Below are 14,812 nucleotides of genomic sequence, written 5' to 3' on the forward strand. Positions count from 1 at the left end.
ACGGCGGCCGGCTCAGTGCAGGCCGATCTCCTGCAGCCAGGTTTCGGCCTGTGGCCGGGCGTCGGCGGTTTCCTCGCCGCGGATGGCGAGGCCGGTGCCGATCGTCGCGTCGGGGCGCAGCCGGCGGTACTCCTCGATGGTGGCGCCCAGCCCGCTGACGGCGTACGTCATGAACGGGTAGATGGTCTTGCCGGCGAGGCGGGCACGTTCGGCGAACGTGCTCATGATCATGGGCGGGCGGCCGTTCCAGATGCCGCTGCCGAGGAGCACGACGTCGTAGCCGGTGGTGTCGGGCAGGGCGCCGGCGACGGCTGGGCGGGTGTCGGCGCGCTGTTCGGCGACGTTGCGCTCGACGGTCGCGTCGTAGCTGTCGGGGTACGGATCGGCCGCCTCGATGCGGTACACGTCCGCGCGCACCAGCGCGGCGATCATCTCGGCGACGACCTGGGTGTTGCCGACCTGCAGCGTCCGGCGGCCGCCGTACCAGTAGTTCTCGCCGGCCCTGGAGAAGTAGGCCAGCAGCACCCGCCGCGCCGACGGGCCGGTCGAGCCCGGTGGGCGTTGCGGCTCCGGCTCGGCGGCGCCGCAGCCCGCTGCCGCCGAACCGAGCAGCACCCCACCGGCGAGGAGGGCACCGCCCAGCACGGCACGGCGCTTCACCGCCACGACCGGGGGTCCTCAGTCTTCCGGGATCGGCCGGCCGAAGGTGGCCAGGGTGACGTCGGCGGGTTCCGGGCCGCCGCGCTTGCCGGTCTCCAGGCCGTCGATCGCGGCGAGCTGCTCGCTGGTGAGCTCGAAGTCGAAGACGTCGAAGTTCTCCGCGATGCGCTGCGGGCGGACGGATTTCGGGATCGCGGAGCGGCCCTGCTGGAGGTGCCAGCGCAGCATCACCTGCGCCGGTGTCTTGCCGTGCGCGGTGGCGATCTCGCCGATGGCCGGGTCGTCGAGGGTGCTGCGGTGGCCGCTGTCGCGGTAGAAGGTGATGCCGCCGATCGGGGCCCATGCCTGGGTGAGGATGCCGTGCTCGGCGCCGAAGTCCTGCACCTGGCGCTGCTGGAAGTACGGGTGGACCTCGATCTGGTTGACCGCCGGCACGACCGTCGCGGTGTGGAGCAGCGCGGTGAGGTGCTCGACCATGAAGTTGCTGACCCCGATGGCGCGGACCCGGCCGTCGGCCAGCAGCGCCTCCAGTGCCCGGTACGCCTCCAGGGTCTTGCCGAGCTCCGACGGCAGGGCCTGGTGCAAGATCAGCAGGTCGATCTGGTCGAGGCCGAGCTTGCGGGCACTCTTGTCGAAGCCGTGCAGGGTCTGCTCGTAGCCGTAGTCGCTGATCCAGATCTTGGTCTCGACGAACACTTCGGCCCTATCAACGCCGGACGCGGCGATGGCCTCGCCGACCTGCCGTTCGTTGCCGTACGCGGCGGCGGTGTCGATTTGCCGGTAACCGGTGTCGAGCGCCGCGGCGACCGCGGCGCGGGTCTCCTCGGGCGGGGTCTGGAAGACGCCGAACCCGAGCGCGGGCATGGCGACGCCGTTGTTCAGCGTCAACTGCGGGATGATCATCGGTGGTCTCCTTGCGGGTCGTACTGCTCGTCGGTCACCTTGTCCAGCCACAGCACGGCCTGCCCGTCGCGGACGCCGGTGAGCGCCAGGTGGGTCATGGGTGAGCTGGGTGAGGCGCCGTGCCAGTGCTTGACGCCGGGCGGGCACCACACGACATCACCGGCGCGGATCTCCTCGATCGGGCCGCCTTCGGACTGGGTGCGGCCGACGCCGTCGGTGACGACGAGCCGCTGCCCGGCCGGGTGAGTGTGCCAGGCCGACCGGGCGCCGCGCTGGAAGGTGACGTACGCGCCGGTGTACGGGGCGGTGTCCTCGGCGGCGAAGAGCGGCTGGACGCGGACGTCGCCAGTGAAGTTCTCTGCCGGGCCGGGCGTGGACGGCTGCGAACCGCTGCGGGTGATCATCGGCGGCGGGCCTCCTTGTTCAGGTAGGGGCTGACCCAGCCGTTGTCGGCCGGGTTGAGCGTCACGCCGGGCGGCACGATCTCGTCGATGCGGTCCAGCACGTCGTCGCTGAGCTCGACGTCGGCGGCGGCCAGCTGCGAGTCGAGGTGGTCCATGGTGCGCGGGCCGATGATCGCCGAGGTGATGCCGGGGTGGCGCAGGACGAACGCGATCGCGAGCTCGATGAGGCTGACACCGGCGTCGTCGGCGAGCGTGGCGAGGGCGTCGGCGGCGTCGAGCTTGCGCTGGTTCTCCGGCAGCGACAGGTCGAACCGGTTGGCGAGGCGCTTGCGGGCCTCGGACATCGGCCCGGAGTGATCATCCTTGCGGTACCGGCCGGACAACCACCCACCGGCGAGGGGGCTGTAGGAGAGCACGCCCATGCCGTACCGCAGGGTCAGCGGCAGGACCTCGTGCTCGATGTTGCGGGTCAGGATCGAGTACGTGGGCTGCTCGGTGACGAACCGCTCCCGGCCCCGGTCCCGGGCGACGTACTGCGCGTCGACGAGCGCGGAGGCGGGGAACGTGGAGTGGCCGATGTAGCGGACCTTGCCGGCCCGGACGAGGTCGGTGAGCGCGCCGAGGGTCTCGTCGAGGTCGACGGCGGGGTCGTAGCGGTGCATCTGGTACAGGTCGATGTGGTCGGTGCCGAGCCGGCGCAGCGAGTTCTCGACCGCGGTCATGATCCAGCGGCGGGACCCGCCGCGGTGGTTCGGGTCGTCGTCGAACGGCATGAAGAACTTCGTCGCCACGACCACGTCGTCGCGGCGGCCCTTGAGCGCCTTGCCGACGATCTCCTCGCTCTCGCCCTGGGAGTAGACGTCGGCGGTGTCGACGAAGTTGATGCCGGCGTCGAGGGCGCGGTGGATGATGCGGATGCTCTCGTCGTGGTCCTTGGTGCCCCACGCGCCGAACATCATGGTGCCGAGGCACAGGTTGCTGACCTGGACGCCGGTGCGTCCGAGCGGACGGTACTGCATGGATCTACTCCTTGTCCGAGGCCGGGACGACCTCGTCGATGAGCCGGATCGCGTTGAGCGTGCGGGGGTAGCCGATGAACGGCAGCAGCTGGGTCGCGACCGACAGCAGCGCCGCGCGGTCGTTGCCGACGTTGCGATTCGCCGCGACGTGGCCCTTGGCCTGCGGTTCGCAGCCGCCCATCGCGATGAGCATCGCGAAGGTGAGCAGCTCCCGGGTCCGCAGGTCCAGGCCGCCGCGGGTGTAGTGATCGCCGAAGCAGTTGCCGGACAGGTACCGCTGGATGTGCGCGGTGTCGGCCGGCGCGGCGGCGTACATGGCGTCGACCACCTCGGCGCCGACGATCGTCCGCTGGACGGCCAGGCCCTGTTCCATGCGGGTCTCGGGTGTGGTGGTCGACTGGCCGTCCAGGGGAAGGGCGACGCCGCGGGCGGTGAGGATGTCGTTGGTGGCGTGCAGGAAGTCGAAGACCTTGCCCATGCCGACGTAGGGCACGGCCTGGTACACGATCTCCTTCACCTCGACCGGCGTCACGCCCACGGTGAGGGCGGCGCCGAGCATGACCCGGTACTCGCTGAGCCCCTGTACGGCGATGAGCGCGGCGAGCTGCACCATGAGCCGGGTGCGGGTGTCGAGCGTGCCGTAGCGCAGGACCTCGTCGAAGGCGAAGTTGTCGAAGTACTCGATCAGCTCCGGGTCCGTGACCGCCAGGGTCGAGGTGTGCCCGGGGAACAGTTCGTCGTGGTGTTGGCGGGCCTGCTCGTTGGGTGCCACAGCCGGAGGCCCTTTCAGGAGGCGGGGACGAGCCGGACGGTGACCGGGACGGCCTTGGCGCCGACGACGGAGCCGACGATGGCCTGGCCGTACCGGTCGTATTTGGCGTGGTAGGCCGCGTCGATACCGGCATGCACGTCCGGTCCGGCGTCGGCGAAGGTCACGTCCCGCTCGAAGCCGCCCGCGCGGATGCGCCCGGCACCGGCCGCCTTGGCGCGCCGGTACCACGGATTGTCGGGGCCGTAGGCGGAGCGCACGTACAGCTCGTCGCCGGTGCGGACGACCCACATGGTCACGTACGGGCGCAGGGTGCCGTCGCCGCGTCGAGAGGCCAGCTGCAGTTCCTCGGCCTGGCCGACCCGGCGCAGCTCGTTATCGGTCCAGGTCGCTGCTGGCGTGCTCACGGCTGGATCAGCACCTTCAGGGCGCTGCGGTCGGCCATCGCACGGTACCCGTCCGGGACCTGGTCCAGGGTGACGGTGCGGTCGAAGACCTTGCCCGGCTGCACGCGGCCCTCCAGCACGTCGGGCAGGAGCTCGTCGATGTAGGCGCGGGCCGGGGCGACCCCGCCGGTGAGGGTGATGTTGCGGAAGAACACCCCGAAGTCGGCGGGCACGTCCGGGTACTGCGGGGCGCCGACCCGGCTGACCGTGCCGCCGTTGCGCACGACGGCGAACGCGGTTTCGATCGCCGGCTTGAGCCCGACGCATTCCAGGACGGTGTGGGTGCCGTCGCCGTCGGTCAGTTCCAGGACCCGTTCCACGCCCTCCGCGCCGCGTTCGGCGACGACGTCGGTGGCACCGAACTCCCGGCCGAGGTCGGTGCGATCCTTGTGCCGGCCCATCAGAATGATCCGCTCCGCGCCGAGGCGCTTCGCGGCGAGGACAGCGGACAGACCGACCGCACCGTCACCGATCACGGTAACGGTGGTCCGCGCGTTCACGCCGGCGGTGACCGCGCAGTGGTGGCCGGTGGGGTACACGTCGGACAGCGCGAGAAGCGACGGCAGCAACGCGGAGTCCTCACCGACCGGCAGCTTCACCAGGGTGCCTTGCGCCTGCGGCACCCGGACGGCCTCGCCCTGGCCGCCGTCGACGCCGTCGCGGGCCCACATGCCGCCGTGCCGGCAGGAGGTCTGCAGCCCTTCGCGGCAGAAGTCGCAGGTGTTGTCCGCCCACACAAATGGCGCCACGACCAGGTCGCCCGCCTGCAGGCCGGACACGTCCCGGCCGGTCTCCTCGACGACGCCGAGGAACTCGTGACCGATCCTGTCCCCCATGCTGGTGGCCTCCCGGGCCCCGTACGGCCACAGGTCGCTGCCGCAGATGCACGAGCGCACGACACGGACGATCGCGTCGGTCGGTTCCCGCAGCACCGGGTCGGGAACTTCCTCAACCCGGACGTCGCCGGCACCGTAGATCAACGTTGCACGCATGGTTGTTTCCTCCGAAATGTCCGTTAAGCGGACCGCGCGGGCCCGTGGGTGAGTGCCGCGGCGTGGTGTTAATCCGGCCGTGTCAATGCGCAGACGCGTACTGCTGTCTTTCGGTGACCGGCTACCCCTGTGCTGTCCATCCAAGCGGCGGCGTGGTCGATCTGGCAGTGGCTGCCGTTCCAGGTACTGCCAGAACCCCTCAGCCTCGCGCCGGTCAGTCGGCCGGGCGGGCGACAGGCCGCTCGTGCGGGGCCGCGACCCAGCTGGCCAGCAGATTGAGGGCGTCCTGGGAGGCGGAGCCGGGTTCGGCGGTGTAGGCGTTGAGCCGCAGCCCCACGTCGGTGGTCAGGTCCAGGGATTCGTAGGCCAGCGTAAGGTCGCCGACCTCCGGGTGGTGCAGGTGTTTGACGCCGGAGCGGTGCAGCCGCACATTGTGCGCCGCCCACCAGGTGCGGAACACGTCACTGCGGGTGGACAGCTCACCGATCAGGTCGGTCAGCGCCCGGTCGTACGGGTCGCGGCCGGCCTCGGCACGCAGCAGCGCCACGGTGTCGCCGGCGAGGTTCTCCCAGTCGTGGTAGAACGCCTGGCTGGCCGGGTGCAGGAAGATGAACCGGGCGATGTTCGGCGTCGCGGCTGCGGTGTCGAACAGCGGTGCGAACACCGCCCGCCCGAGCGGATTGGCGCCGAGCACGTCGAGACGGCCGTTCCGCACGTATGCGGGAGCCATCGTCATCGCATCGAGCAGCCGCTGGACAACCGGCCGCAGCTGCGACGTCGGGCGGCGCCGACCCCGAGCTGTCGCAGCGGTGGTATTGGCCGCACGGGCCAGGTCGAACAGGTGCGCCCGTTCGGCGTCGTCGAGCTGCAACGCCCGCACGAGGGCCTCCAGGACACCGTCGGAGACGCCGGAGAGGTTGCCGCGCTCCAGGCGGGTGTAATAGTCCACGCTCACCCCGGCCAGCAGCGCCACCTCTTCCCGCCGCAGCCCGCTGACCCGGCGGTGCCCGCCGTAGTTCGGCAGGCCCGCCTGGTCCGGAGTGACCTTGGCCCGGCGGGTGGTGAGAAAGTCACGGATCTCGGCTCGGCTGTCCACGCCTTCGACGCTACGACCGCACGGCCGCGTCTGGGAGGTTCTGCCATTACCCCGAACAGCAGCAACTCCCTGACCAGCGCCGAGATGCGGTTCTGCTAAAGAGTCGCCCCCGTCCTTCGGGTAGCACTTGCCCAGCTGCACCGACCAGCAACGCCCAACCACGCCCTCGAACTGAGGCGGTGTCGCCTAGCCGAGTGACCACCTGATCACGCCCGCCTCTCCATGCTGTCCGCAGACGGAACCGGCGGAAGAGGTGGCGGTCATGCGATCGAGCAACGGTGTGATCTTCAAACGGTGCGGATGCCGCGACGCCAGCCAGCGACGGCTCGAGCAGCACTGCCCACGGCTCACCGAGCGCGGGCACGGCTCCTGGTACTTCCATTGTTCGGCGACCAACCTGCTCGGCCGCCGGGAACGGGCCCGTCGCGGCGGCTACCCGTCGCAGACCGCCGCCCGCCAGGCCCGGGACGCGTTCCTGGCCGGCACCGCTGCCGACCGCACCGCCGAGGGCTGGACGGTCGAACGGTGGCTGCGGCACTGGCTCGACTCCCGGACCAACATCCGGCCCACGACACGGTTTCACTACACCCGCGACGTCGACACCGTCCTCATCCCCCACCTCGGCCGGTACCGGCTCGCCGACCTCGACGCTAGCGTGCTGCGGACCGTGTTCGCCGCGATCGCCGACACCCGCAACACCAAAGGCCGCCCGCAGTCCGTCTCAGCGATGCACCACCTGCGCACCACCCTGCGCGCCGCGCTCAACCTCGCCGTCAAGGAAGGCGTCCTGGACTGCAACCCGGCCCGGCACATCGAGATCAAGGGCTACCAGCAGCCCCACGCCAAGGTCTGGACCGACGCCCGCGTCGAATCATGGGAGCAGACCGGGATCCACCCGGCGGTCGCGGTGTGGACCGCCGACCAGCTCGCCGAGTTCCTCGGCAGTGTCAACGACGACCCGCTGTTCGCCTTCTACTGGCTGGCCGGCCTGCGCGGCCTGCGCCGCGGCGAACTCTGCGGGCTGCGGTGGAGCGACATCGACCTCGACCGCGCCGTGCTGACCATCGAACGCAACCGCACCACCGCCGGCTACCAGGTCGTCGAAGGCGACCCGAAAACCCCAGCCGGCCGTCGAGCGGTCGCCGTCGACCGGCGCAGCGTGCAGATCCTGCGGGTGCACCGCCGATACGAGCAGGACCGGCGGGCCGAGGCTGCCGCGAACGGCAAACCATGGACCAACTCCGGGTACGTGTTCACCCGACCCGACGGGATGCCGATCAACCCGAACTACGCCACCACCCGCTTCCGGCTCCTCGTCCGCCGGGCCGGGCTACCACCGGTCCGACTTCACGACCTCCGGCACGGCGCCGCGTCCCTCGCCCACGAAGCCGGCGCGGACCTCAAGACACTGCAGGACCTGCTCGGGCACTCCAGCATCGTGGTCACCGCCGACACCTACACCAGCGTCCTACCCCAGATCCAACGCCGCTGCGCCGACGCCACCGCTCAGCTGGTGCTCAACGCCGCGCGGCGCACCCGCAAGAAGATCAAGACCAAGGCCCGCAAGAACCGGCCCGACCGCCCCAACACGGCAGCTCCGGCCCCGGCACCGAAAACAGGTGCTCCCGCCGCGACCAAACGTAAGCGTGCCGGAAAGCCACAGGTCACGCGCCGGCCCAGCCGCGAAACGACCGTCCCCAAGGCGGCCCCCACATCGCACCCACGTGACACCCACCGTCCACAAGAGACGGAAACGACGACGGGCCCGAACCGCATCGCTGCAGTTCAGGCCCTGTCGATCAAGCGCGCCCGAAGGGACTCGAACCCCTAACCTTCTGATCCGTAGTCAGATGCTCTATCCGTTGAGCTACGGGCGCTTGTTGCTCGCCTAGCATACACACCCTTGCACACCAGGTTTTGCGCGGAGGCTCCGGGATTCGAACCCGGGATGGGCTTTAAGACCCAAACCGCATTAGCAGTGCGGCGCCATAGACCGAACTAGGCGAAGCCTCCAGCCGCCCCCGTCACCGGGGACTGCCGTCCGAGGATACAGCCCCCCATCCTAGCCGGGCAAAGCGGGTACGCCCTGAGCGCAGAACGGGTGCTCAGGGCGCTTGGCCATTACGCTCTTGCAGATGGGAGAGGACTCGAAGGTACCGCCGAAAAAGCTCGGAGACACGGCGCTGCGGTTCGAGCCGCCCCCGGCCGACACGCCCGGCGACGACACGCCCGAGGCGCCTCCGCGACCGCGTACGCCCGCGGCCACGACGCCGTTCGCGCCGCCGACCCCGACCGTGGAGTCGACCCCGCTGCGAACCACTCCGCCGAAGCAGGCGGTCCCACCGAAGCAGGTCACGCCGCCGAAGAACGAGCCTGAGCCCGAGACCGAGACCGCGCCGGTCAAGAAGGCGGCAGCCAAGAAGGCGCCCGCGAAGAAGGCCGCCGAGAAGAAGGCCCCCGCGGCCAAGAAGGCCCCGGCCGCGAAGAAGGCACCCGCCAAGAAGACAGCTGTGACAAAGGCCACGAAAACGGCCGCGACCACCCCGGAGCCCGAGCCGATCATCGAGCCCCCACGCCCCGTGATCGAAGAGTCGCGGCCCGTCGAACCGCCGCAACCCGTTTCAGATGCTGAACAAATTCGCGAAACGGACGGAATCGACCCCGCCTACATCCCCGAGAGCCTCGCCCTCGCGGCGGTCGAGCGGCTCGGGGCCGGAGCCCGCCGTCGCATCGCCTGGTATCAGCTCACCTACCCCGACGCCGACGGCGACGCCCTCTCGCGCGCCATCACCCACGAGTTCGTCCGCCGGGCCCGTCGCCAGGGCTTCGCGGCCGGTCTCGTCGGCCCCACCGGCCTGGTCGTCGAGGCGGCCGGCGTCGCCTGGCTGCAGGCCAAGCTCGTGCTGCACCTGGCCGCCGCCTACGGCCACAACCCCGAGGACCGCCGGCGCGCCGCCGAGCTGCTGGTGCTGCAGCGGGTGCACGGTTCCGTCGAGACCGCCGAGGCCGCGGTGCGGGCCGCCGAGCGGCCGGCCTCCCGGCGGGCGAACCGGCGCGTCGCGGCCGAGCGCCTCGCCGGCCCGCTGGCTCGCATGGTCGGGGCGGGCCTCCTGCGCGCCGCCGCGACCCGGCTCGCGCGGCGCCTCGTGCCCGGCGCCGGGCTCGTCGTGGGATCCGTCACAGCGGCCCGCAGCACCGAACGTCTGGCCGCTCGCGCGGTGCGCTACTACCGCGGCTTCCGGCCCTGAAGCACCTGAACCCCGGCTGGCGGAAGCGGGGTAGAACTGGGTGTACGGGGAGTGAGGAGCGCCGTCGCCGTGGATTCGAAATTTGTCGTGGACAGCAACCCGAAACGAGGCCGCAACGTCTTGGTCACTGTGCGGACCATTCGTGGCCGATCCGGGGTCGAGCAACGTGAACAGCGCTTATGTATAGTCATGCCCCGTGTCGCTCTCCTCTGGCGCTATCGAATCTGACGCCGCCGACGTGAACGATATCGACATTGATGCATTGCACGGTGAGCGAGATTCACCGGCGAGGACCATCGACGAACCCCCCGTCAAAGCATCGACTGAACTCGAAGTCGCCGACGCTCCGGCCGCCGCCCCCAAATGGCGGACATGGATGCGATCGAAGGTTCGCCCGTGGATGGTGCCCTGGCTCGCCTCACTGAGGGTCGCGGGCGTGGTGTGGCTGGCCGCCGGGGCCGCCTACCTGATGGTCAACATCTACGCCTACCGGCTGACACCCTGGCAGACGCCGGGAGTCAGCGACCTCATCGGGTCCTGGTACCGCTTCGACACCGTCTTCTACGTACGCATCGCCGATGACGGGTACCTCTTCTACAAGTTCGCCCCGGCGTTCTATCCGCTCTACCCCGCCATGATCAAGATCCTCAACCCGGTCTTCCCGGGCGGGGGCCTGCCCGCGGCGCTGGCCATCAGCATCTTCTTCGCCCTGGTCACGCTGGTGATGCTGCACCGGCTCGTGGACGAGGAGTTCGGCGACAAGATCGCCAGCCGGACGACGTTCTACCTGGCCGCGTTCCCCGCGGGGTTCTTCCTCTTCGCGGCCTACAACGAGTCGCTCTACATCGCGCTGGTGCTCGTCGCCCTCTACGCCGCGCGCAAGGGCCACTTCTGGGTCGCCAACGCCGCGGCCACGCTCGCCGGCTCGACGCGCCTGTTCGGCCTGCTCCTGGCCGCCCCGATCGCCTACGAATACATGCGGCAGCGCGGCTGGAGCTTCCGCAAGATCCGCTGGGACGCGCTCGGGTTCCTGGCCATCCCGTCCGGCGTCGTCGCCTTCTCGATCTACCTGCACAGCGTCACCGGCGACTGGCTGGCGTTCAGCCACGCCCAGGACGGCTGGCACCGCAAGTACGGCTGGCCCGGCGAGCCGGTCTGGAAGACCATCAAGCTGCTCAACGACAAGCCCTACCTGCAGGACTGGCGCCTGCTCGGGCTGTTCAACCTCATCTCGGTGGTCGGCGCCGTCGCGCTGCTGCTGCTCGCCCTGCGCCGCAAGAGCCGGTTCGGGTTCCGGCCCGACCAGAACTACCTGCTGGTCTACGCGGCCGTGCCGATCCTGGTCTACCTGTGCACCGAGGCCGGCTGGCCCAACTATCTGATGTCGGCGCCGCGCATCGCGATGGAGTGGTTCCCCGCCTTCATCATCCTGGGCATGCTGGGCCGGAGCCGGACCTTCGAGCGCTTCTACCTGTTCATGGCGCTCATGGCCCAGGCCCTGTTCCTGGCCCAGATGCTGCTCAAGATCCAGTTCGTCGCGTAGCCCGCCGGGCTCACGGAATCGTCGGAGGCTGCGGGCCGACCGCCACGGTGGTCCAGGCCCGCGCCGCCGTCCCGTCCCCGAACTCGATCATCCCGAGGTACCGCTTCCCGGGCGCCAGCCCCTGCCAGTTCACGTCGTAGTGCAGGGTGTCGCCGGGCGCCACCGGACGGGTCTTCGGCGACACGGTGAGGTTGCCGGTGACCGGGGCGCCGACGACGAACAGGTGCGCCTTCGCCACCTGCTCGGTCAGCGTCGGGGGCAGCGCGAACTGCACGACGTACACCTGATAGGTCCCGGATCCCCCGGTCAGCGGCACCTCCTCGTCGGAGGTGGTGCCGTCGCTGCGCCCGACGAGCTTGTCGTTCTGGTAGACGTACAGGTCGAGGTCGGTGCCCGGCGCCACGTCGGCGTCGTAGGTCGCGAGCCGGGCGAGCTTGACCGCCGGCGGCAGCGTGAACTCGAAGCTGAAAATGGCCGGGGACAGGCCCGGCGACGAGGGTATGAACGCGGCGGTGCTGCCGACCAGCTTCTGGGCGTGCTCGTTCGACGCCGCGAGGCCGTAGGGGTGCGCGGTGACCGTGCCGCCGAAGCCCGCCGTCAGGTCGATGGTCGCGTGGCCGGAGGCGCCGGTGCCGGTGATCTCGCCCGGGCCGGTCAGGGCGACGGGCCGCACCGCGATCGGGCTGCGCACCGCGTGTCCGCGCAGGTCCGTCCAGGTCAGCGACCCGAAGGTGTATTCGCGGTACGCCGCGTCGGTCCGCGTCACCTTGACCGTGAACGTCGCGGTGCCGTCGGCGGGCACGGTCATGGTCGACGGGCTCACCTCGACCGTGGTGCCGGGCGGGGGCGTCACCGCGGCGACGTACACGCTGGGCAGGTCCGTCACGTTGGTGACGGTGCGCGTGACGGTCTGGGTGCCGGGCAGCGAGCCGATCGCGATCGACGGATAGTTCAGGTCGCTCGGGTCGATGGTGCCCACCGCCGGGCACCAGTCGCTCGCGATCTGCATCTGGCCGATCCCGCAGGCGTACCGCGCCCAGTCCTGCGCCCCCGAGTCGTAGACGAGCCCGGGGTCGAACGCGCGGGCCGGACGGACCTGGCCGGAGCCGTCGTCGAACGGGTTGGCCACCCGGTCGCCCCGCTGGATCGAGGCGCCCGTGTTGTCGAGGTTGCCGGCCGTCGTCATCAGCGCGGACTTGAGCTCGGCGGGCGTCCACCGCGGGTGCCGGGCGCGCAGCAGCGCGGCGATGCCGGCGATGTGCGGGCTCGACATCGAGGTGCCGCTCTCGCCGTCGAAGAGGTTCCCGTGGTGCCCGGCCGGGGAGACGCCGGCGACGATGTCGACCCCCGGCGCGGCGAGGTCGGGCTTGATGAGGTCCCCGTCGCCGGCGTCGGCCGGGCCCGCCGAGGAGAACGCGGCCATGGCCGGCGCGCGGGCGACGGTGACCGTGGTGGCGGAGAGCGCCGCGTGAGCGTTGGTTCCGCCGGCGTACTGCTTGATCGCCGCCCCGGCCTTGTCGTCCACGTGCACGGTCGGGATGACGTGGTAGTCGGCGTTGAGGGAGTTCTCGGTGGGGTTGTAGAGCACCATCCCGACCCCGCCGGCGTCGCGCACGGCGACGCTCTTGTCGGTGCGCGGGTTCACGCCCCGCTTGCACAGCACGATCTTCCCCTTGACCTTCGCGGGGTCGAGGGCGCCGGGGTAGCACAGCTCGGCCCGGTCCGCCGCGGCGCTCGCCAGCCCGGCCTTCACCGAGTCGACCAGCGGCGCGTCCGGCACCGCGTCGCCCTGCCCCACGCCCTGGTACGTCCGGCCGTCGCCGAGCGTCACGCTCTTGTCCGAGCCGCGGTCGTGCGAGCTCGCGGCGACCGTGGTGATCCAGGGCGCGTTGTGGGCGACCGTGGACGCGTCCGGGCCGTCGTTCCCGGCCGCCGCGGCGACGAACACCCCGGCCGCGGCCGCGTTGTAGAAGGCGAGGCTGACCGGGTCGATGACCAGGCGGCTGGAGCCGGAAACCGAGTAGTTGATGACGTCGGCGCCGTCCGCGACCGCGTCGTCGATGGCGGCCAGCAGGTCGACGGTGCCGCCCGAGCCCTCGCCGTCCTCCTGCCGCCAGAGCGCCTTGTAGACCGCGATCCGGGCGGCCGGGGCCATGCCCGAGACGCTCCCGACCGGCTTGCCGTTGATGGTCGCCGGCACGTTGTGGTCCCCGGCGGCCGTGGTGGCGGTGTGGGTACCGTGGCCGTCGTAATCGCGTGGGGACCGGAACTCGCCGCTCCAGTCGCCGAAGCCGCTGCTGTCGTAGAAGCGGGCGCCGATCACCTTGTTGTTGCAGGTGACCTTCTGCTGCGCCGTGCCCGTGCCCTCGACGCACGCGCCCTTCCACTTGCCGTCGATGACGGCCTGGTCGGGGCGCGGCTCGGGCAGCGCGGCGAGGCTGGGGCTCTCGGGCCAGAACCCGGTGTCGATGTCCGCGATGATCATGCCCTCGCCGGCGTGCGCGGGGTCGCCGAACTCCTTCACCCACGCGCCGGCCGGGCCGTCCAGCCCGAGGAACGCGGGCGTGGAGATGGTCTGCGTGGTGCGCCGCTCGTTCTTCCACAGCCGCAGCACGCCGGGGGTGCGCTGGACCCGCTCGCGCTGCTGGGGCGTGAGGGCCGCGGCGAAGCCGTTGAAGACGGTCTCGTAGTCCACGACCGTGGTGCCGATGCCGGCCCGGCGCAGCACCGACTCCCGGTTCGCGCGCACGGCGGCGCGGGCGCTCTCGGTGCGCAGGGCGGGGTCCCCGGCCAGCTGCACGATGTAGAGCGTCGTCCCCGCCTTGGCGGAGCTGGCAGACCCGGCCGTCGAGGGCAAGGCGAACGCGGTGGTCAGCACCAGGGTGATGACGAGAAGGATTCGGCCCACGCAGCCAGACTAATTGTCCGGATTTGCCCTAACTCAGGAAACGGAGATGATCCTTGAGCAGCGCGTACCCGACGAACGACACGATGTCGAGGATCGAGTGGGCGACGATCAGCGGCATCACGCGCCGGTTGCGGCGGAAGAAGTACCCGAACACCAGCCCCATCACCAGGTTGCCGACGAACCCGCCGAAGCCCTGGTAGAGGTGGTAGGAGCCGCGGATCACGGCGCTGATGAGGATCGCCGTCCACCAGCCCAGCCGCAGGTCGCGCAGGCGCGTGAGGAGGTACGCGATCATCACGACCTCCTCGAGCACCCCGTTCTCGACGGCCGAGAGGATCAGCACCGGCACCGACCACCAGTGTTCGCCGAGCGCCTCGGGCACGATCTGGGCGCTGACGCCGAGCTGCCGGGCCGCCCACACCAGCCCCAGGCCGGGCAGCCCGATGAGCGCGGCCAGGCCGACCCCCAGCACCGCGTCGCCGCCCGGCCGGCTCGCGTCCAGGCCGACCTCCAGCGGGTCGTGCGCCCGCCGCAGCAGGTGCACGGCGAGCAGGGCGGGCACGACGCCGAGCAGGATGCCGGCGAGCTGATAGAGCAGATCGAGCCAGGGCCGATCCGCGACCACCGTGGGGTTCAGGGTCGCGGTCTGCTCCGACAGGGGCTTGACGTAGGTCAGCCGGTTGATGATGTTGAGGATCGCGTAGATCGCCGAACTGCCCAGCGAGACGCCGAGCACGAGCAGGATCTCGGACCGGACGCCCCGCTGTTCCCGCCGATCACGCTCGATCACGGCGCAACTGTACTGGTCTCAGCGCCGGCGGGCG

The 14,812-nt window shown here is 70.7% G+C and carries 13 protein-coding genes and 2 tRNA genes; 3 read left to right on the plus strand and 12 right to left on the minus strand.

Going from position 1 to position 14,812, the window contains the following annotated elements; all coding sequences use genetic code 11:
• Positions 1 to 12: 12 nt before the first annotated feature.
• The 8 genes from ACQP2P_RS44270 to ACQP2P_RS44305 form a co-directional block, all read right to left on the minus strand.
• Positions 13 to 666, minus strand: a complete 654-nt coding sequence (locus ACQP2P_RS44270) for a flavodoxin (RefSeq protein WP_433611435.1) — start codon at positions 664 to 666, stop codon at positions 13 to 15.
• Positions 667 to 678: 12 nt separating this feature from the next.
• Positions 679 to 1,563 (minus strand): aldo/keto reductase, encoded by an 885-nt coding sequence (locus ACQP2P_RS44275; RefSeq protein WP_433611437.1) that lies wholly within the window; start codon positions 1,561 to 1,563, stop codon positions 679 to 681.
• On the minus strand, positions 1,560 to 1,967 hold the full coding sequence (locus tag ACQP2P_RS44280; protein WP_433611439.1) for a (R)-mandelonitrile lyase: 408 nt from the start codon (positions 1,965 to 1,967) through the stop codon (positions 1,560 to 1,562). Before ACQP2P_RS44280 ends, ACQP2P_RS44275 begins: the two co-directional genes overlap by 4 nt.
• A complete protein-coding gene (locus tag ACQP2P_RS44285; RefSeq protein WP_433611441.1) occupies positions 1,964 to 2,986 on the minus strand; it encodes an aldo/keto reductase in 1,023 nt (340 codons plus the stop codon). The genes ACQP2P_RS44280 and ACQP2P_RS44285 overlap by 4 nt, the downstream gene beginning before the upstream one ends.
• A 4-nt stretch (positions 2,987 to 2,990) precedes the next feature.
• The gene (locus ACQP2P_RS44290; RefSeq protein WP_433611443.1) at positions 2,991 to 3,758 is read right to left on the minus strand and encodes a carboxymuconolactone decarboxylase family protein; all 768 of its coding nucleotides are present in this window, start codon (positions 3,756 to 3,758) and stop codon (positions 2,991 to 2,993) included.
• 14 nt (positions 3,759 to 3,772) lie between these two features.
• Positions 3,773 to 4,162 carry a DUF2255 family protein gene (locus ACQP2P_RS44295; RefSeq protein ID WP_433611445.1) on the minus strand — a complete coding sequence of 130 codons (390 nt, stop codon included), beginning with the start codon at positions 4,160 to 4,162 and terminating at the stop codon, positions 3,773 to 3,775.
• Positions 4,159 to 5,193, minus strand: a complete 1,035-nt coding sequence (locus ACQP2P_RS44300; RefSeq protein WP_433611447.1) for a zinc-binding dehydrogenase — start codon at positions 5,191 to 5,193, stop codon at positions 4,159 to 4,161. The genes ACQP2P_RS44295 and ACQP2P_RS44300 overlap by 4 nt, the downstream gene beginning before the upstream one ends.
• A 214-nt stretch (positions 5,194 to 5,407) precedes the next feature.
• On the minus strand, positions 5,408 to 6,289 hold the full coding sequence (locus tag ACQP2P_RS44305) for a helix-turn-helix transcriptional regulator (RefSeq protein WP_433611449.1): 882 nt from the start codon (positions 6,287 to 6,289) through the stop codon (positions 5,408 to 5,410).
• Between the two features lie 262 nt (positions 6,290 to 6,551).
• On the opposite strand from ACQP2P_RS44305, the gene ACQP2P_RS44310 reads away from it, so the two are divergent.
• Positions 6,552 to 8,120, plus strand: a complete 1,569-nt coding sequence (locus ACQP2P_RS44310) for a tyrosine-type recombinase/integrase (protein WP_433611451.1) — start codon at positions 6,552 to 6,554, stop codon at positions 8,118 to 8,120.
• Here ACQP2P_RS44310 and ACQP2P_RS44315 read toward each other — a convergent pair.
• Positions 8,094 to 8,166, minus strand: a tRNA-Arg gene (locus ACQP2P_RS44315). The genes ACQP2P_RS44310 and ACQP2P_RS44315 overlap by 27 nt on opposite strands.
• 45 nt (positions 8,167 to 8,211) lie before the next feature.
• Positions 8,212 to 8,302, minus strand: a tRNA-Ser gene (locus tag ACQP2P_RS44320).
• Positions 8,303 to 8,424: 122 nt separating this feature from the next.
• Between ACQP2P_RS44320 and ACQP2P_RS44325 the strand changes: the two genes are divergently transcribed.
• Positions 8,425 to 9,537 carry an EcsC family protein gene (locus tag ACQP2P_RS44325; RefSeq protein ID WP_433611453.1) on the plus strand — a complete coding sequence of 371 codons (1,113 nt, stop codon included), beginning with the start codon at positions 8,425 to 8,427 and terminating at the stop codon, positions 9,535 to 9,537.
• A gap of 400 nt (positions 9,538 to 9,937) precedes the next feature.
• Complete coding sequence (locus ACQP2P_RS44330) at positions 9,938 to 11,080, plus strand: mannosyltransferase family protein (RefSeq protein WP_433611455.1); 1,143 nt, start codon at positions 9,938 to 9,940, stop codon at positions 11,078 to 11,080.
• 10 nt (positions 11,081 to 11,090) lie between these two features.
• Here the strand turns inward: ACQP2P_RS44330 and ACQP2P_RS44335 are convergent, their stop codons facing one another.
• Both ACQP2P_RS44335 and ACQP2P_RS44340 read right to left on the minus strand, forming a co-directional pair.
• The gene (locus ACQP2P_RS44335) at positions 11,091 to 13,988 is read right to left on the minus strand and encodes a S8 family serine peptidase (RefSeq protein WP_433611457.1); all 2,898 of its coding nucleotides are present in this window, start codon (positions 13,986 to 13,988) and stop codon (positions 11,091 to 11,093) included.
• A gap of 28 nt (positions 13,989 to 14,016) precedes the next feature.
• The gene (locus ACQP2P_RS44340) at positions 14,017 to 14,778 is read right to left on the minus strand and encodes a CPBP family intramembrane glutamic endopeptidase (protein ID WP_433611459.1); all 762 of its coding nucleotides are present in this window, start codon (positions 14,776 to 14,778) and stop codon (positions 14,017 to 14,019) included.
• Positions 14,779 to 14,812 lie beyond the last annotated feature (34 nt).

Source organism: Dactylosporangium sp. CA-139114 (assembly GCF_050955725.1).
In the GTDB taxonomy this organism is placed as follows: Bacteria; Actinomycetota; Actinomycetes; order Mycobacteriales; family Micromonosporaceae; genus Dactylosporangium.